This window comes from Roseateles aquatilis (assembly GCF_002205645.1).
GTDB classification, from domain to species: domain Bacteria; phylum Pseudomonadota; class Gammaproteobacteria; order Burkholderiales; family Burkholderiaceae_C; genus Roseateles; species Roseateles aquatilis.
The window spans coordinates 232,365-248,360 of the sequence record NZ_NIOF01000006.1 but is presented as its reverse complement, the minus strand read 5'-3'; the positions used below and the strand labels follow the sequence as shown (position 1 = coordinate 248,360).

16 protein-coding genes are annotated in these 15,996 nt (G+C 65.4%); 5 read left to right on the top strand and 11 right to left on the bottom strand.

Features of this window, described 5'->3' with window-relative positions; all coding sequences use genetic code 11:
- Nucleotides 1-238: 238 nt before the first annotated feature.
- From CDN99_RS15390 to CDN99_RS15375, 4 genes are all read right to left on the bottom strand, one after another.
- On the bottom strand, nucleotides 239-1,018 hold the full coding sequence (locus tag CDN99_RS15390; protein ID WP_088385741.1) for a hypothetical protein: 780 nt from the start codon (nucleotides 1,016-1,018) through the stop codon (nucleotides 239-241).
- Nucleotides 1,019-1,565: 547 nt separating this feature from the next.
- A complete protein-coding gene (locus CDN99_RS15385; protein WP_088385740.1) occupies nucleotides 1,566-2,036 on the bottom strand; it encodes a GntR family transcriptional regulator in 471 nt (156 codons plus the stop codon).
- Nucleotides 2,033-3,283: a DUF1173 family protein gene (locus CDN99_RS15380; protein ID WP_088385739.1), complete on the bottom strand. Its 1,251-nt coding sequence runs from the start codon at nucleotides 3,281-3,283 to the stop codon at nucleotides 2,033-2,035. Before CDN99_RS15380 ends, CDN99_RS15385 begins: the two co-directional genes overlap by 4 nt.
- Before the next feature lie 20 nt (nucleotides 3,284-3,303).
- A complete protein-coding gene (locus CDN99_RS15375; RefSeq protein ID WP_088385738.1) occupies nucleotides 3,304-4,212 on the bottom strand; it encodes a tyrosine-type recombinase/integrase in 909 nt (302 codons plus the stop codon).
- Nucleotides 4,213-4,338: 126 nt separating this feature from the next.
- Between CDN99_RS15375 and CDN99_RS15370 the strand changes: the two genes are divergently transcribed.
- Nucleotides 4,339-4,689, top strand: a complete 351-nt coding sequence (locus CDN99_RS15370; RefSeq protein WP_238139539.1) for a CZB domain-containing protein — start codon at nucleotides 4,339-4,341, stop codon at nucleotides 4,687-4,689.
- Nucleotides 4,690-4,726: 37 nt separating this feature from the next.
- Here the strand turns inward: CDN99_RS15370 and CDN99_RS15365 are convergent, their stop codons facing one another.
- The 5 genes from CDN99_RS15365 to CDN99_RS15345 are packed head-to-tail and all read right to left on the bottom strand — an operon-like array spanning nucleotide 4,727 to nucleotide 10,898.
- Nucleotides 4,727-6,172, bottom strand: a complete 1,446-nt coding sequence (locus CDN99_RS15365) for a sensor histidine kinase (RefSeq protein WP_238139552.1) — start codon at nucleotides 6,170-6,172, stop codon at nucleotides 4,727-4,729.
- A 46-nt stretch (nucleotides 6,173-6,218) separates the two neighbouring features.
- Complete coding sequence (locus CDN99_RS15360) at nucleotides 6,219-7,154, bottom strand: type 1 periplasmic-binding domain-containing protein (RefSeq protein ID WP_141100802.1); 936 nt, start codon at nucleotides 7,152-7,154, stop codon at nucleotides 6,219-6,221.
- 48 nt (nucleotides 7,155-7,202) lie between these two features.
- The gene (locus CDN99_RS15355) at nucleotides 7,203-9,332 is read right to left on the bottom strand and encodes a TonB-dependent receptor plug domain-containing protein (RefSeq protein ID WP_141100801.1); all 2,130 of its coding nucleotides are present in this window, start codon (nucleotides 9,330-9,332) and stop codon (nucleotides 7,203-7,205) included.
- Nucleotides 9,333-9,334: 2 nt separating this feature from the next.
- On the bottom strand, nucleotides 9,335-10,222 hold the full coding sequence (locus CDN99_RS15350; protein ID WP_088385733.1) for a CPBP family intramembrane glutamic endopeptidase: 888 nt from the start codon (nucleotides 10,220-10,222) through the stop codon (nucleotides 9,335-9,337).
- Nucleotides 10,223-10,250: 28 nt separating this feature from the next.
- On the bottom strand, nucleotides 10,251-10,898 hold the full coding sequence (locus CDN99_RS15345) for a response regulator (protein WP_158218852.1): 648 nt from the start codon (nucleotides 10,896-10,898) through the stop codon (nucleotides 10,251-10,253).
- 259 nt (nucleotides 10,899-11,157) lie between these two features.
- Here CDN99_RS15345 and CDN99_RS15340 point away from each other — a divergent pair, with 259 nt between their 5' ends.
- The 4 genes from CDN99_RS15340 (at nucleotide 11,158) to CDN99_RS15325 (ending at nucleotide 14,247) form a co-directional block, all read left to right on the top strand.
- Complete coding sequence (locus CDN99_RS15340) at nucleotides 11,158-11,697, top strand: response regulator (protein ID WP_088385731.1); 540 nt, start codon at nucleotides 11,158-11,160, stop codon at nucleotides 11,695-11,697.
- A 1-nt stretch (nucleotide 11,698) separates the two neighbouring features.
- Nucleotides 11,699-12,799 carry a sensor histidine kinase gene (locus CDN99_RS15335; protein WP_158218851.1) on the top strand — a complete coding sequence of 367 codons (1,101 nt, stop codon included), beginning with the start codon at nucleotides 11,699-11,701 and terminating at the stop codon, nucleotides 12,797-12,799.
- 195 nt (nucleotides 12,800-12,994) lie between these two features.
- Nucleotides 12,995-13,939, top strand: a complete 945-nt coding sequence (locus CDN99_RS15330; protein ID WP_088385729.1) for a DnaJ C-terminal domain-containing protein — start codon at nucleotides 12,995-12,997, stop codon at nucleotides 13,937-13,939.
- Nucleotides 13,936-14,247 (top strand): chaperone modulator CbpM, encoded by a 312-nt coding sequence (locus tag CDN99_RS15325; RefSeq protein ID WP_088385728.1) that lies wholly within the window; start codon nucleotides 13,936-13,938, stop codon nucleotides 14,245-14,247. The genes CDN99_RS15330 and CDN99_RS15325 overlap by 4 nt, the downstream gene beginning before the upstream one ends.
- A gap of 35 nt (nucleotides 14,248-14,282) precedes the next feature.
- Here the strand turns inward: CDN99_RS15325 and CDN99_RS29310 are convergent, their stop codons facing one another.
- Both CDN99_RS29310 and CDN99_RS15315 read right to left on the bottom strand, forming a co-directional pair.
- Nucleotides 14,283-14,591, bottom strand: coding sequence for a mechanosensitive ion channel domain-containing protein (locus CDN99_RS29310; protein ID WP_238139538.1), 309 nt, complete (start codon nucleotides 14,589-14,591; stop codon nucleotides 14,283-14,285).
- A 239-nt stretch (nucleotides 14,592-14,830) separates the two neighbouring features.
- Complete coding sequence (locus CDN99_RS15315; protein ID WP_088385726.1) at nucleotides 14,831-15,460, bottom strand: FABP family protein; 630 nt, start codon at nucleotides 15,458-15,460, stop codon at nucleotides 14,831-14,833.
- Between the last annotated feature and the right edge of the window lie 536 nt (nucleotides 15,461-15,996).

Sequence of the window (15,996 nt, the reverse complement as noted above, 5' to 3'; positions counted from 1 at the left end):
CGATCTGCCGGCATTCGTCGAGGGACAGCAGCGGCTGTCGCCCCAGCGAAGAACTGTTCTCGGTGCATTCAGTGCGCTTGGACATGCGACCTCCAGGGAGTTGGAGGTCATCCTCAAATGCACTCTTGCGTGTTCAACCCGCCGTCCTGACTGCGGGCGCTCTGGCACGTTCACCACAGCACCACCGACGGTGCAGCGCCGGGGACGCTTCGGCGTCAAGGAGCGCGCATCGACGCGATCAGAAGTCCTTGGATATCTGCGCGCCACGAAGCGCCTGCTCCATCAGGTCAAGGAACGCGTCGCGCATCGCTGCATTGGGGACCAGGCACCGGATCAGGGAACGGACGTCCGGCGTGCCATGCCGCCCCAGGTCCCAGTTCCGCGAAGGAATGGACCTGATACGTTTGCCATAGGCCAGCAGTTCCTGGAAATAGACGACGTCCTGCCCGAACACAGCAAGCTCCAAGGGCTTCGCGCCCATCGCCATCGCCGTGAGCATACGGAACTCACACATCAACGCCTTGTGCGGCAACACTTTCGAGATGAAGCCGAACACCGACAGCGGTCGTCGTGTCTGCACCCAGTGGCGACTCGGCACGGCTTTGATCGACGCATCGCAACGCAGCAGCTCGCGATAGAGGTCGATGTGCCCATGGGCGATGGCCGCCTCCAATGGCAGCATTTCCACGCAGCCGTCCTCCGCCCAGTCCAACAACGGGCGTTTCGACACCGGGATCCTCAGCGGCGCATTCGGCAAGATCAGCCGGGCCCGCTTGTACCGACGCCATACGCTCGGCGTGCGACAGTCCCAATTGGCCACGAGGAATGCCCGCACGAGGTCTTGTGGGTCTTCTCCGCAGGGCACGCCGGCCTTGATGCACGCCCTCATGTACCGGCTTGCCGCCACGAAGGCCAATGACCGGTCGCGATCAAAGCCGGCTTGAGGCGACGCCCCAAAAAAGGCCAGGACCTTCTTGAGCGCATCCAGATGTTCAGATGCGGTGTACGTTGGCTCCATGGTGCACCTCAGGTCCTGGCGATTTCCAAGAGGCTGGGGCTTCCATCGCGCGGCAGCAATAGCGTTGGCTCAACGACCTCAAGCGTTCGGTCTGCAGATCGCGGTCCGTACGAGGGGCAGATTCGCTTGTGCAAATTAGCCACAACGTTGCATTCGTTCGGCTGTCTGGCGACCTCTCGCCCGCTCAGGGGCCGCGCAACGCAAGACGGCGTGCCCGCAGACCTGCAAAGCACCTACGCAATTCATTGTCAGCCGCGCATAGCCGCCCGTACAGCATTCGATGTCGATAAGCCCGCGGGCGGGAATCGACCCGACGCGCCAAGCGCAGCGGCGTTCGGGCGTCTGGCGCGAATGGGCGTGAGCATCCAAGCGCGGTGTCTTCTCGAGCAGCGCGAGTGCTGGTGTCTGATGGCACCGGTCAGGCGCCGGAACAGCTGGTGCCCTTGTTCAACAAGCACCGCGGAACCGGCGGCTGATGTCGCCGGGTCTCATGGCCTAGTCAGCACATGCCGTCCTTGCGAGGTAGTCGAGCGCATCCGTAGGCCCCTCAAGCGGCTGGCATTGCGGCTGGCATTTTGCTCTTGACGGTCCTGCGGGTATCTGCGGCCGAGAGCACGTTGCCGAACAACTGCAGGGCCTGCTCTGGCGTCAGCCCCAGTTCCGAAGCCTCTTGCGCAGCGCGCTCAAGCGTGGGACGAAGCAACTCCACCGCAGGTCCTGCGCGACGCGGAACACCGTCCGAGACGACCAATGGCCTGCCGCGTCGGCGCACAAGGCAGCCCTGCGATTCGAGCAGTTGAAATGCCTTGGAGATGGTCATCTTGCTGACGCCCAAGTCGTTGGCCAGGCGCCGAACCGAAGGCAGTTCGTCGCCAGGCGCGAGCATCCCGCTCGCCACATGCCGTTTGACCTGGCTGGCGAGTTGCATATAGATCGGCTCGAGACTTGCCTCGGCAACCGTGAACCGCGGTCCTGCTTCGGCGTCGCGCGCCCCAGCCTCGATGCGCTCGTCACTCATGCTTGCTCGAACTGCGGGCGCACGCGCTGCACGGGTTGAGCCGAGATTGGAGGCAAGTCAGGCAATGCTGCGTCGGTGCGCCACACCCAGGCCCCCTGCCCCAGTCCGCTCACAGCCTTCTCCTTGAGCGCCCGTTCCTTGGCTGCCAGGAATGGGCTGTCGACATGAAGCGGTAGCGGCGCAGGCCCAACGTCCAGCAGCAGCACGTTCGGAAACGGTGCCGCGCTCTTCGCATCGAACTTGAGCGGCTTCAGGAACGATCGGCCCTCGCGCTGCAAAGCCTCGATCAACGGCAACTCGTGCAGGCCGTCCAGCGGAATCCATTGATCCGTCACCAGCATCAGCGACAGCGAGTCCACTTGGTAGATATGCTCGCGCTTGGCGTAGATCAATGCCGCCATCAGCACTCGCGGCTTGTGCTCGACGTCGGCGTCTACGGCTTGCAGGATCGCCCCGTACGCACGCTCCACGCGTTCCCACGCCTTGTTGTCGACGTACAGCGGCGCATCGGGCATATGCTTGACAGTCAGCCGCCGTCCGTAGGCGGTCGACTCGACACCGTTGAGCTGGCCGATCAGGATGGCCATCTTGAACTGCACGTCGGCCTCTGGTGACAGCAGCAGCGCCAGGCGTCGCCGGCGACGCTCGCCGATCTCCTCGGCTTCCGCGGCACGGAACTGCTCGGGCACGAACAGTCGCTCTTCCAGCGTGCCTCCCTTGAGGGTGACACCCTGGGCGGCAGACATCAGGAACCGACGTATCACTGCCTGGCTGCGCCGTCCGGCCATCGCTGGATACCAGCGGTTGAATCCCGCTCGGTCGTAGAGGAAGTGCAGCACCGCCCTGAGACTCATGCGCTTGCGCGGCGCCGTGACCGATGCAGGGTCTTCGGCGGCTTCCTGGTGCGGGATCGCACGGCCCGACACGCGCGCAAGGGGAAAGGCGGTGCGGATCTCGACCTGTTCGGGCGCGTGCTCGACGATGGCCTCCCCCAGCAGCTCACCCAGTCCTGACGTTCCGGGCTCGGGCTCGAATGAGGGGCACGTCGCATGGTGCAGGCGGCCGGTGTCGGGCATGCGCTTGATCACATACTCGGCGTGGCGGGCAACGTACATCTCCACGCCTCCCGGAACGCACATGCAGCGCGGCCGCTCGGACGAGTCATAGACCCGCGCCAATGCGTCCTGCAGGCCAGGATTGCTGGCCATGAAGGTCCGCCCCCGGATGAAGTAGCGCGCGATATCCATGCTGATCTCCTGTTCCCGGGCTAGGCGGTGTCGCCGAGCAGTTCCTCGGTCGTGGGCACGCGTCCGCGCAGCAGCCGTCCGACCGAGCGGGTGTTCGAGATGCCCAGCAGTTCGCCGACCCTCTGCTTGGACGCGCCCCGCGTGATGAGGCGTTGCGCCAGCTGGCGCCGCAAGGCATGCGTCGTGGTTCCCTGCAGGCCGGCACGGGCGAGAATGCGTCGGCAGATAGCCACGACGACGGGGCAGATTGGTCGCGGATCGTTCGGTCCACGAGCCTTCACCGCGAAGGGGCGACCGTCCTGGGTCAGGAAGAGGCTGCTGTCCGGCGCGAGCCCGCGAAAACAGGAGTGGCCCGAGACTCCCAGCCCACGTCGCACGCGCTCAACGAGGTAGCTGTCCATCGCGTCTTGCAGCCGCTGGCTCGCAAACGGGATCTGGCGCTTTCCCCCCTTCGATGCTTCTGCCTGCTGCCCGTCAGGGTCGCGCGGCCGGCCTTCGCTGTCGATGTAGTCGCAAACCTTCAGGCGCGCGATCTCCAGCGGCTTCGCACCGGTGGCGATCAGCAGCAGCAACAGGGCCGCGTCACGGTTGGCGTTCTCGCTCTGCGACCGAACGCTTCGGATCGCCGCCGGCAGGTCCTCCTCCTTGATCAGGCGCACCCTCGTCGAGACGCAAGAAGGATCGAAAGCCTTCACGGCCTTCAGCACCTCCTCACGCGCGTTGCGCAGTAGTGCCAAGCTGCTGATGTCGGTGTCCTGCACACCCTTGATACCGCACTCTCTCGCGACGAGGCGCACCAAGACCTTGGCCTGTCGCTCGGCAGTGGACTTGCCCACGCCTTGGCGAGCACCCGCAGCGCGATAGCTCATCCCCCGCAACAACACGTCGGTCAGGATCTCGGTGGCCTGCTGGATCGTCTTGAGCTGCATCGCTGCACCATGTCACTGGGACAGAGGTAGTTTTCGTGCGGCGGGCTCGAAGCTCCAGCGAAAATCCGGGAGTCGGAGACCTCGGTTGGCCTCCGCTGCAGGCTGTTAGGCCAGGAAGAATGGGCGGTGAGCGCACAAATGTCGCCCGGGTCGAGGCGCCGCCAGTGGAAGGTGAGTCTGCGCGGTGCCATCGAACGTCACGAGCATCTGGATGCCGATGCGATCTCGTGCGATAACCGCTGTCAGCTCGGACAGTGGCTGCACGGCGCTGGCGGCCGGCGCAATGGCACGCAACCCAAATTCATGGCGCTGCCGGAAGAGCATCGGAAGTTCCACGAAGCGGCCGGTGAAGTCGCACGTCGCATCAACGCCGGGCAGATGGACGATGCCACGCGCATGCTGGACTCCGGCTCGGCCTTTGCCAGGTCGTCCGGTGACGTGGCCGTCGCACTGAACCGCGTTCGTCGCGGGTTCTGACGACGGCGAGCGCCGGCGCATCGCCAGGACGCTGGGATCAGGCGGTCGGGTCCTCCCCCTCAACCACCGGCAGCCGGAACGTCACCCGCGTGCCCTGCCCCCGGCGCGAGTGGATGCGCATGCGCCCGCCAGCTCCAGCGACGCGCTCGCGCATTCCCGCCAGGCCCAGGCTGCCACTGCCTGTCCTGGCCGGGTCAAAGCCCACGCCGTCGTCCCGTACGGCGATCAGCATCTCGGAGCCGCCACCCTCGGCCGTCAGCGAGACTTCGGCTCGACTGGCGCTCGAATGCTTGACGACGTTCGACAGCGCCTCCTGAACCAATCGGTAGGCGACGATCGCGACTTGCCCCCGCAACGGGGGAAAGTCCGGCGACACGTGGAGAACGAAGCGAACGAGCGGGACCAACTGGTTGTACTCACGCGTCATCTCTTGCAGCGCGCCGGCGAGCCCCAGCACGTCGATCACCTCGGGCCGCAGCTGCTTGATGAGATCGCGTGCGCTTTGGTAGAGCGCCGCGATCGTCTTCGTGATCTCCGTGGCCGTTGCATGAACCTCCTTCGCTTGTGCGCCCTGCATCGTGGCCGAGACATCGGCGATGTGCTGGACCTTTGACCGCAGACCGATCAGCGTGGCGTTGAGATGGTCATGGATTTCCACCGCGATGCGCTTTCGCTCGTCTTCGAGCTGGCGGTTGCTGCGCGCAAGCAGCTTGCCGCGCTCCGCGTCGGCGGCCTGGGCCTTGGCTATGGCCTCCTGCAGGTCGGCTGTGCGACGTTCCACCAGCGCCCTCGTGGTCTCATCGCGCGTCGACTGCTCGCGCGCCACTTCGTTGATGGTCGCCTGCAGCTCGCCCAGGTCGCCAGTCGCTTCGACGCGCAGGTTCACGTCGTAGCGGCCCTGGCGAATCTCTCGCAACGCCGCCATCGCCAGGTGCAGCGGTTCCCGCAGCCGCTGGGCCATGGCGAGTCCCGTCGCCACGCTGAGGCAGGCGACCAGCAGCACGGCGAGTCCACCGACCAAGACTCTCTTCAACTGCGCCCGCTCGATGGGCTGGCTGCTCAATCGCACAGTGACCTTGCCGATCACGCGCCCGTCCCGCGTCGCAGCCTCGATCGGCTGCTCACGCGCAGAAAAGCTGTTGTCCAGCAGGTCAATGCCGAACACGTCCGCGCGCACGTCCCGCTCGACGGTCAGGTTGCCGGGCCGGTCGGTGGCCACGGCGCGCGCCACCGCATGACCATTCGCGTCGGTCAGTTCGATGGACGCTATCGAGTCGTCGGACTCGACCATGCGACGGATGCTGCGCTCAAGCGACGCGCTGTTGCCCGACATCAGGCCGTACTGTCCCGTCTGCGCCAGCGACGATGCAATCACTGCCCCCCGCTCCTCCACGGATTTGACGGCTTCGTCCCGGCCGCTGAGCCAGATCGCCACCGTGATCACAACGAACATGAGCAGCGCCGGCACGCATGCGATCAGCACCAAGCGCGTGGTGATGCTCGGTTGCAGCGTCCGGGGCGACAGCACCCTATCGCGTCGGACTGGCGTAGCTTCTGGCTTCATGGTCGATCGGAATGTTCAGGGACCGCGCCACCCGGTCGTTCACCGCGACTCGCCAGTACGCGGGGAACTGCATGACTGGCAGCTGTCCGCTGAGGAGCTGCTCGACGAGAAGGGTCGCCTGGGCCACGACCTCGTCAACGGTCGAGTACACGGATGCCAGGGCACCGGCTCGGACCAGTGCCGCCGAAAAGCCAACGACGGCCATGCCCCGGCGATAGGTGGCCTCGAGAAATGCTTGCACGTTCTCGGCGGAAATGACCGCGCGGTCCGGCACGGCCAGCAGCACGGTTGCGGACGCGAGGCGCCCGAGCGCCCGGATGGGGTTCTCGCCCGACTCCAGCCGACAGAACTCCAGATCGAGTTCGGCACTCCGTGCGGCCGCCTTGATGGCGTCGGCCAGGTGCGCGGTGTTCTCGGTGAGCAACACGCCCGCTGTCACGCGCCTACGATAGATCAGACGCACCAGGGCCAGCTGCTGCCCAGGGGAGGCCTCCGCGAACAGCGCCGTGGCTGAGCCACGTCGGCGTTCGGGGCGGGATAGGAGGCAGGCGCGATAGGCCTCGCTGGAGGCCAGCAGCGACAGGACCGGGCTGTCCATGTCGACATCAAGCAGCGCCTGCAGAGCCTCGACGCCGAGCGCGGCGTACACCGCCCCGCCGGCGCGGCTCGTCAGCCGTTGCACATCCGAATCGTGGACTGCAGCGGGAAACCGGGCCGTCACGCCGGCCAGCGTTTCGCGAGCCGCTGGCGTGGGTTGGTCGCCGATGAGAACGCGCAGTTCCAGCTGTGCGGCGCGCAGCGCAGGCGCGGCGAGGCACATGCCCAGGGCGATCGTGCCCAGGCATCTGCGCCGGATGTTGGCCGGTGTGAGGAACTCACCTGGTATGTCCGTTCGTTTCACCCTTGGTGACGTCCGTCCAAACGATGCAAGTCTTTGCGCCCGCTCTCGCTAGAAGTTCACCCTGATTTGCCCGAGCAGCTGCAATCGACTCGAATAGGTCGCCTTCAAGGTCCCATTCGCCCCAAAGTCGCGAAAGTAGGTTTGCTCGGGGTTGTCCAGCCTGCGCGCCGTCAGCGATGCCTCGACATGCTGTTGCCCGACGGTTCGGAGCGACTTGCCCAGCGTGATGTCGGTGCGACCGTAGGCCGTCTGTCCAAGACCGTTTCCGGACGCACCGAAGTACGCGGCGGAGATCGACCATCCTGCGCCAAACGATGTCCACACGCCCACCGACCCGCTGTGCCTCGAATACTGTGTCGTCTCGAGGGCGTTGGTGGCATCGTGGTTCTGCAGATAGGCGTAGTTGGCAAAGACCGACCAGTTGGAGGCGAGCGCGGCGCTGGCCTGCACCTCCACGCCGGTCAGCCGGACCGCGCCACTGTTCGTGGGCGCAAAGCTCGACAGCTGCAGCTTTTCCGAGATCAGGTTGGTCAGCCGGTCGTCGAAGGCCTTGGCGTCCAGCAGCAGTCCATACGATGGCACGTTGAGCAGATAGCCGAACTCGACGGAACGAATACGCTCTGCAGTCAGGCCGCCTGGAGACTGAGCGCTTTGGTAGAGGCGGATGGTCGATGAGCCGCGCAGCGCGGGATTGGCGTCGTACAGCGTGTAGCTCCAGTCGGCGCGCTGCTCTTGGACATCGGGCGTTCGGTTGCCGCGGGTCCACGCAAAGCGCACCGTTTGCTGGTCCGTGAGCCGGTAGTTGGCGGCGAGCCTCGGTGAAAACGTCGAACCGCTCAGTTCGTCGCGCTCGCCATAACCGCCGAGATTCAATGCCAGGTCCGGAATTGGGCGGTACTCCAGATTGCCGAAGGCTCGCCAGATCGTGTTGCGAGCCGCAGTACCCAGGTAGGTCGCACTTGATCCGCTGTGCTGGCGAACCCCTGCACCGACGACGAACCTGAACTGTTCCGACAGGACCTGTGTGTCCTGGATCTCGACGTCCCAACGGCGCTGCACGAGGCTCTGGTCGGCCGTCCCACATGTCGGCGTCCGCGCGGCGGTCCCCAGCGCACGCAACGCGGCGATCGCTGTCGCCGCGAGCGCATCATCCTGCACGCTCCCGCCCGTCGGCGCGCGACCGGCGAGGACTTCGTTCGCATAGCGCGGATTCGCCCGGTACAGGTTGAACAACTCCGGCAGAAAGAAGGCGGTCGGGTAGCAGGTGCTCCAGCTCTGCTGGATGCGATCCACCCACGAATAGGCCCGCACCTGCAGCTGGTGCGTGGCGGCCACGTTGTGGGTGAGCGTGAGAGACGCATAGGTGTCCTGCGGCAACGCGTCCGGGTAGGTCACGCCGCCGCTGTCGACCCCTGGCACTTCGCGGACGCCTTCCACATGCCCGATGTTGATGTCGGCCGTCGACGCGGGACCGAGCGGCAGCGCCACGCGAAGGTTGGCGCGCGTCAGGCGCTGGCTGTCATGGTCAGCGCCGGCGCGCTGCTGGCTGTCATAGCCGCCGTCGACCTCCCGGCTAATTGTCAGTCGTAGGTCCGCGTCTCCGATGGCTGCGCCCAGCCTGACGGTCGCTGCCGCCACCCCGTTGGAGCCCTTCTCGATCGCGGCGAAGGCCCGGCCGACGTCGCGTGGGTGGCGGCTGATGATGTTGACGATCGCGAGCATCGAGTTCGGGCCGTAGGCTGCCGAGTTCGACCCGCGCGTGATCTCGATTCGCTCGACATCGTCGATCGCGATGGGCAGGCTGCTCCAGTCCACTCGCGCGAAGAGCGGCTGATAGGCAGAGACGCCGTCGATGAGCACATTCATCCGCCGCGGCACCAGCACGCTACCGCCGTGGTAGTTGATGCGGTAGTCGGGTCCGCTGGCACGCGTTATCTCCATGCCCGGCACGAGGCGAAGCGCCTCCGGAATGGTGCGGATACCAAACCTCTTCAGCATGTCCGCCGTGATGATGGTCACCGCGGCAGGCACATCCTGCAGCGACTGCCTCAGTCGCGTCGGCGTGAGGACCACGGGATACGGATCTGCATCGGCTGGAAGGTCAGACGGCTGCGCTACGGCCCCGGTGGCCGACGCCAGAGCCAGGCCGATGAGGGGAGCGGCGTGGCGCAGCAGCACGGCTAGCTCCGCAGCGCGGGATAGCTGAAGAGGAGGAAGTGGACCGCATTGACGCCGAAGTGCATCACGATGGGCACTTCGATGCGGCGGCGCCAGGCGTATGCGGCCGCGTAGCCCAGGCCAGCGACGCCGGCGACCACAACCATGCGAGCCCCGCCGCCGGCGTGCGCTACGGCGAACAGCATTGCTGTGCCCACGATCGACAGCAGCGCTCGGCCATCACGCGGGCCGGACGCTTTGGCATCTGAGTCAGCACGAGAGCCAACCAGCGCGTCTTGGATCATCACTCTGAAGAAAGTCTCCTCGGCCACGCAGGTGAAGAACAGGTTCACGACAAGGAACAGCACCGCCTGCGGAGGCCACTTTGGATCCACCCGTACCATCCCGGCGACGAGGGCGACGCCGAGGACGATGATCGCGATGCCCATCGACAGCGCCGCTGCCCGCGCCAGGGTGGACCCGATCGGGTCCCCTTGTCGCAGCCGTGGCGCCAACAGGGCCAGCAGCACGAGCCCAGCAGAGCCTTTGTCGAAGTTCAAGTACTGCGTGAATGCGATCGCGTCCCCCGAGAACTGAACCGCGTTGATCGCGATAGGGTTGCGGAAGCCCGGCACCTTGTGAAGCGCAAGTGCCAGCGTCAGCAGCAGGACCAGCGCGAAGGCGGGCCAGTAGACACAGGGCCTAGCCCCACGTCGGATCACCTCCGTCGATGCGATCAGCACCAGCAAGGCGACACAAGCCACGGGCATCACATACCCCTGGGCAACGGCCGCGACGAGCGACGCCGCATACACCGGAATCCAAAACGGGATGGGCCAACGGCGCTGACTTCGCGAAGGCAGCCAGACCGCGGCGATCGCAGCGACAAGCAGGACGAACGAAACAGGCATCGTGCACCCCTCCTCGGCGCAACAGGTTCTAGGTCTCGATCAGATGGTGGCGAATGGCCAGCCGAGTGATCTCCGCTGAGCGCTGCACGCCCAGCTTGTCCTTCACCGCCTGGACGACCAGTGAGATGGTCTTGCGGGACAAGCTCAGCGCACAGGCAATCTCCTCCGTCGTCTGTCCCCGCGCTAAGCGCGTGAAGACGTCAAGCTCGCGCGAGTCCAGCTTGGCGCGAGGCGAGTCGTCGCCCCGCACCCCCATCAGCGCCAAGCGCTCGGCGATGTCCGGCAGGAAGTGAATCTTGCCGAGCTGCACCTGCTCGATCACGTCGGCCAGCACATCGGCGGGCTGTACCTTAGGTACAAAGCCGCGGCCTCCGAGGCGGTAGGCCTCACGCACGATCTCGTCCTGGTCGTACTGCGTGTAGAAGACGATCCGGGCCTCGGGATCAAGGGCGATGACTTCGCGAGCAGCATCAAGCCCCGTTGGCCCGGAACCGAACCCGACGTCCATCACGACGACATCAGGCCTGCACTGGCGGAACCTGTCGATGACGTCTGCCGTCGCAGCAGCATGCCCGGCTAGCTCGATGCCGCGCTTGCTGAGCGACAAGGCCAGTCCCTCGATGATCAGCGGGTGGTCATCGGCAATGAGTATCCGGATGGGGCGGCCGGCTTGCATGCGACGCGACGTTCGGTGATTGCCTGCTGTCAGGTGTACAACAACATAGGGCGTTATAGCGCCCAACCCTGTAACTGTCTGAGACACATTCAGGTGCCGCAATGTTACGTTGCGAGGTGGCAGCGTGTAACCTATCTCACTACCATCGTAGTCCAGTCCAGCCGGGTCAGCGTGCCTGGCGACGGCAGCCAGCGATGGCACGCGCCGAGGCGTGCGCCTGTTGCGCAGAGATCTTTCCCGCCGCTTAGGAGGAGGACTCATGGTGATGGCCAGTCGCTACGACAGGCCGTCTTTGACGGCCAGTTCGCGATCCGTACAGATCGCGATGGCTCAAGAGCGCCCCAATGGCATCCGTGAGTCGGTTTCCGGCGTCCAGGACGCGCCATCCAGCGCCCACGCGCTGCTGCAACCACGGATTGCGGCTCTGGACGACGATCCGGCGGCTGTGGCGTCGATGACTGCGATCCTGAAGCAGAGCGGCTTTTCGGTTGTGTCCTACACCGATGCCGACCAACTGGAGTCGGCCGCCCGCTCCTCGCCGTTCTCAGCCTACGTCCTCGATTGGTATCTCGGTAACACGACGGCTGCCGCCCTCATAGAGTTCCTTCGGCACCACCCCACCTCGGCCGGCGCGCCTATCTTCCTCTTGTCCGGCAACCTGGCCATCGGCGGCATACCCACCGACGATGCATTGGCCCGGATCATCAGCCGCCATAACGTCCAGTACCGTGCCAAGCCATACTCAGGTCTCAGGCTCGCAGCTGACTTGCGAATGGCGCTGGGCGAGAACGAGGACTGAAATGCACATGCCATTCTTCGCGTCTGACCTGCCTGCGCGTGCCTCGCCTATGGCCAACCACATCCATCCCCTGAAGCCTTCGCCCGAGCCCAGCAGCATCTCCGTTTCGGAGCAGCACCGGCGCGCCTGGTGGGTCGGCAGGCCGGCCATCCTCTGCGCCGTAGGTCTGGCAGCAGTCCTGGCGGGAACGGGGCTGTGGATTGCGCTCAACGAACCCGATGGCCGCAGCACCGCGATGACGGCCCTCTTCGCATCGGGCATCGTTCTGGCCATCGGTCTGGTCATCGGCCTTCGTCTGCAGTACATGGCGGAGGCTGCACGGTTGGAGGCGGCTCGTCTGCAAGCCGAGGCTAGGGCCGAGGCACAGCGTAGCGCCCAGGCCCGGACGGCCTTGCTGGGCATGGTCTCGCACGAGCTGCGCACACCGCTGCAGACGATGCTGGCCAATGTCGAACTGCTGGCGATGAAGCCTCAGGATGCCGTCACCGCTCAACTGGTGGGAGGCCTCGAGCAGTGCATCGTCCAGATCAAGGGGCGCCTGGACAACATCGCCCACTACACCCGGCTGACGCACGGACAGGTGGAACTTCGCCGTGAGTCATTTCGCCTCAACGCGCTTCTGGATCGGGTAGTCGCGGAACACGCCGAGCAGGCCAAGCAAAACTCGCAAACCATCGTGCTCGACAACACGGACATCGGGGAGCTGCAGGTTCATGGTGACGAGATCCGCCTGCACCAAGTCTTGAACAACTATCTGTCGAATGCGGTGAAGTATTCCGGCCCCGGTCGCATCGTGGTTCACGCACGGGTTCTCAAGCACGCCTTCGGCAAGATGAGCCTTGCTGATGCCGTCGAGATCAGCGTGATGGATCGCGGGCCCGGCATTCCCGCAGGCGAGCAGCACGCCATGTGGGAACCGTTCGTGCGCGGCGCGGCGCGGCCGAACCGCCCGAAAGGCAGCGGACTGGGACTGGCCGTCGTGAAGCTGCTGGCAACGTCGGCCGGCTGGGACGTCGGCCTCCAGTGCGACGACGGTGCCACGATCTTCTTCGTCCGCGTGCCGTTGGGAGGCCCTGTGGTCGAGGCCGCCGAACCGCTCTAGAAGCCACCGGCACGCAGGGGCAGGCACCGGGTCCATCGCTCTCAGATGGAGCCCCTTCGGGCACCTGTGCGACCATTGCCGCAGCCTCCGACTTGGCTTGCCCCGCAGTGGTTTGGACGCAGGTCGGAGTCTGCAGCTTGCTTCGGGCCCAATTGGGCATGAGCGGGCCTTTCTACCCGGGTGTGAGGCAGGGCCATGAAGTTCAAGGACTACTACGAAACGCTCGGCGTCGAGCGCGATGCGTCGGCCGACGACATCAAGCTCGCCTACCGGAAACTGGCGCGCAAGTTCCATCCCGATGTCAGCAAAGAACCTGATGCGGAGGCTCGCTTCAAGGAAATCGGCGAGGCCTACGAGGTCCTGAAGGCCCCCGAGAAGCGCTCTGCCTACGACGCCATCGGCGAGCGCAGCGGCGGCGAGGAATTCAAGCCGCCGCCGGACTGGGACACGGCCTACGAGTTCCATGGGAGCGGCGACGGCAACGGGGGCTTCGGGGCACATGACCGGAGCGACTTCTTCGAGTCCTTGTTCGGTCGCGCAGCGCGCGGCGCCCGCCGCAGCACTAACGTGAACCTGCGCGGAGAAGACCATCACGCCCGCGTCCTGATCGACATCGAGGACGCCTTCACCGGCGCGCGTCGCAGCCTCACACTGCGCATGCCGGCCTTCGACGAACAGGGCCACGGCGTTCTCCAGGAACGCACGCTCGATGTCGCGATTCCAAAGGGTATTCGCCAAGGCCAGCAACTGCGGCTCGCCGGGCAAGGCGGCCCTGGACTGGGAAGCGGACCGGCGGGTGATCTCTTCTTCGAGATCGAATTCAAGCCGCATTCACGCTATCGCGTGGACGGCCGTGACGTCTACGTCGACCTGCCGCTTGCGCCCTGGGAAGCAGCACTGGGGGCGCCGGTCACCATCATCACACCGGCGGGCTCCATCGAACTGACGGTACCAGCAGGGTCCGCGTCAGGCCGCAAGCTTCGTCTCAAGGGCAAGGGCATCCCCGGTGATCCTGCCGGAGATCTGTATGCGCTGCTGAGCATCGCCTTGCCACCTGCAGACAGCGAAGCCAGCCGTCAGGCCTATAAGACTCTGCGCAGTGCCGCCGGGTCAAGCTTCAATCGGAGGAGAAGCGCATGAGTGACCACACGACGTCGACGCAGGTGCTCGACGAAACCGTCGAGCTCACGCTCATCGAGTTCTGCCGGGCAAGCCAGACTGTCGAGGAACAGGTACGAGTCTGGGTCGTCGAGGGCGTCCTGAAGCCGCGCGGCGACCAGCCCGGGGAATGGCGGTTCGCCGCCGCGGCGCTGCGGCGTGCCCGTGTCGCGCGCACGCTGGCGCAGGAGCTTGAAGTGAACACGCCCGGGATCGCCCTGGCGCTGGACCTGATGGATGAGATCGAGTCCCTGAAGTCCAGCCTCCGTCGAGCTGGCCTTCATGCCTAGGCCCGGCCGGGCCGCCGCCCGCGTCACGGCAAACGTCAGTCGGAACTACGCGCGACGCGCAGGATCGTGCTGTTCATCAGCACGCTGTTCGGCACGATCACTTCCTGTTGCTGCTCGTCGCGCAGCACCGTGAATCCCAGGGAAATCAGTTCCACGCGCGCGGTCACCATGCCTTTGGGCGAGTCCAGGGAGACCGTGTCGCCGACCCTCACCTGGCGGTACAGCACCAACGAGAAGCCCGCGATCAGGTTGCCCAGCGTGTTTTGGGCGGCAAGGCCCACGACAACGGAAACGACGCTCACACCCGCCAACAACGCCGTGCCGAGCGCGCGCAGCTCGGGCACCAGATGGGCGTAGAGGACAAAGGCGACCAGGTAGGCCAGTACTTGCGCCAGCGCGCTGACGAACTGCTCACGTCCGACAAGTGACGCTCGACGCGGCGCGTTCCCCCACGAATGAGGAGCACGACCGCTGACGCCAACGCGAAGAACAACGCGCCAAGCAGCGCGGCGCCGAACAGGGATCCCGGGTCGATGAAGCTGGAGGCAGAGCTGTTCATGGAGTTCATCCGAAGGGCGGGCGCTCAGCGCGCCAGCGGATTCGGCGTCGGCTCTGCGACCTTGCTCAGCAGATTCCGGTCGGTGTGATGAAACGGCTCGGCCTGGCTATGGATCGCGAGCACGGTGTCTTCCTCGTAGCTCCACGTCCCATCGTTGTTGAAGGTCACTTTGATGCGGAATTCGGTCGTCTTGAAGCTGAAAAGCAGGAACGGGGTCGAGTTGATCCCCCAGTCGTCCAGGCCTTGCGTGGCCACGAGTTCGAACGCATTCGCCTCGGGATGGGCCTGCCCTGATGCCATGGCGGTCATGCCGCGCGGAATGGTCAGCGTGTGGATGACGCAGCGCGTCGCCGGCTCCCAGAGCCAGTACCCCACCTGCTCGTGGTAGGTCTTCACCAGGCCGGGTTTCGTGATGTGCGTGAAGTAGCGCAGGCCATAGAGCAGCTGAGGGCCGTTGGTGACGGGATCGATCGGCTGCAGCTCGACGCGCTCGACGTAGGCCTGCTTCCTTGGACCGTCGGCCTTCGGCTTGACGTCGAGGCCTCGCTGTCCCTCCCAGATGCCCGCCATGCGCCGCAGCGGCCCAAGGTTGGCGAGCGTGTTGACGTCGATGTTCGACGGCTCGGTGTAGACGTCGTCGGAAAAATTCTCCATGGTCTCCCTCATAGCTGACTCTGCTGCCGCTTCCAAGCTTCTCACCCCGAGCATCCGAGTTGCCTCAAGCAATGCCGCGACGTCTCGTCTGCGGGGCCCAGCCTCGCCATCATGCCCGCTCGCCAAGGCACCTTGCAGCGCAGAAGCCCGCTCCGCAGGCGTGCACAGTCGGGATCTGCGCCACGGGCCGGCGCACGGACGTTGCTTGGCACGGAAGCGGGGCCGGCTCAGCCGTTGAGCCGCCTTGGTGGCGCGACAAGTTCTCGCGCTCAATCCGAGCAACCATGCACCTCCCGGATCCGGGCATTCCTGCGCAGTGATTGCGCGATGCGCTGCGCATGACCGCCTGAAGTAGCCCGCGCCCTATGCCGCTCGTGCCGCGCCCCCCGCGCATCGGTATCGAAGCGAACCCATGTGCATGCGACGGCGGCACCGCTTGGATTGCTGCGGTCATGCATGACCCAGATACTGCAGGAACTGCAGGAGCCTGGCTCCGCGGCGATCCCTCGTGGATCACTCCGACACGGTCGGCGTTA

Excerpts from the sequence above, each read along its gene's own strand:
- CDN99_RS15380 (WP_088385739.1), bottom strand. The coding sequence starts at position 3,283 with ATGGATATCGCGCGCTACTTCATCCGGGGGCGGACCTTCATGGCCAGC.
- CDN99_RS15390 (WP_088385741.1), bottom strand. The coding sequence starts at position 1,018 with ATGGAGCCAACGTACACCGCATCTGAACATCTGGATGCGCTCAAGAAG.
- CDN99_RS15375 (WP_088385738.1), bottom strand. The coding sequence starts at position 4,212 with ATGCAGCTCAAGACGATCCAGCAGGCCACCGAGATCCTGACCGACGTG.
- CDN99_RS15315 (WP_088385726.1), bottom strand. The coding sequence starts at position 15,460 with ATGGAGAATTTTTCCGACGACGTCTACACCGAGCCGTCGAACATCGAC.
- CDN99_RS15340 (WP_088385731.1), top strand. The coding sequence starts at position 11,158 with ATGGTGATGGCCAGTCGCTACGACAGGCCGTCTTTGACGGCCAGTTCG.
- CDN99_RS15350 (WP_088385733.1), bottom strand. The coding sequence starts at position 10,222 with ATGCCTGTTTCGTTCGTCCTGCTTGTCGCTGCGATCGCCGCGGTCTGG.
- CDN99_RS15335 (WP_158218851.1), top strand. The coding sequence starts at position 11,699 with ATGCACATGCCATTCTTCGCGTCTGACCTGCCTGCGCGTGCCTCGCCT.
- CDN99_RS15325 (WP_088385728.1), top strand. The coding sequence starts at position 13,936 with ATGAGTGACCACACGACGTCGACGCAGGTGCTCGACGAAACCGTCGAG.
- CDN99_RS15330 (WP_088385729.1), top strand. The coding sequence starts at position 12,995 with ATGAAGTTCAAGGACTACTACGAAACGCTCGGCGTCGAGCGCGATGCG.
- CDN99_RS15385 (WP_088385740.1), bottom strand. The coding sequence starts at position 2,036 with ATGAGTGACGAGCGCATCGAGGCTGGGGCGCGCGACGCCGAAGCAGGA.
- CDN99_RS15345 (WP_158218852.1), bottom strand. The coding sequence starts at position 10,898 with ATGCAAGCCGGCCGCCCCATCCGGATACTCATTGCCGATGACCACCCG.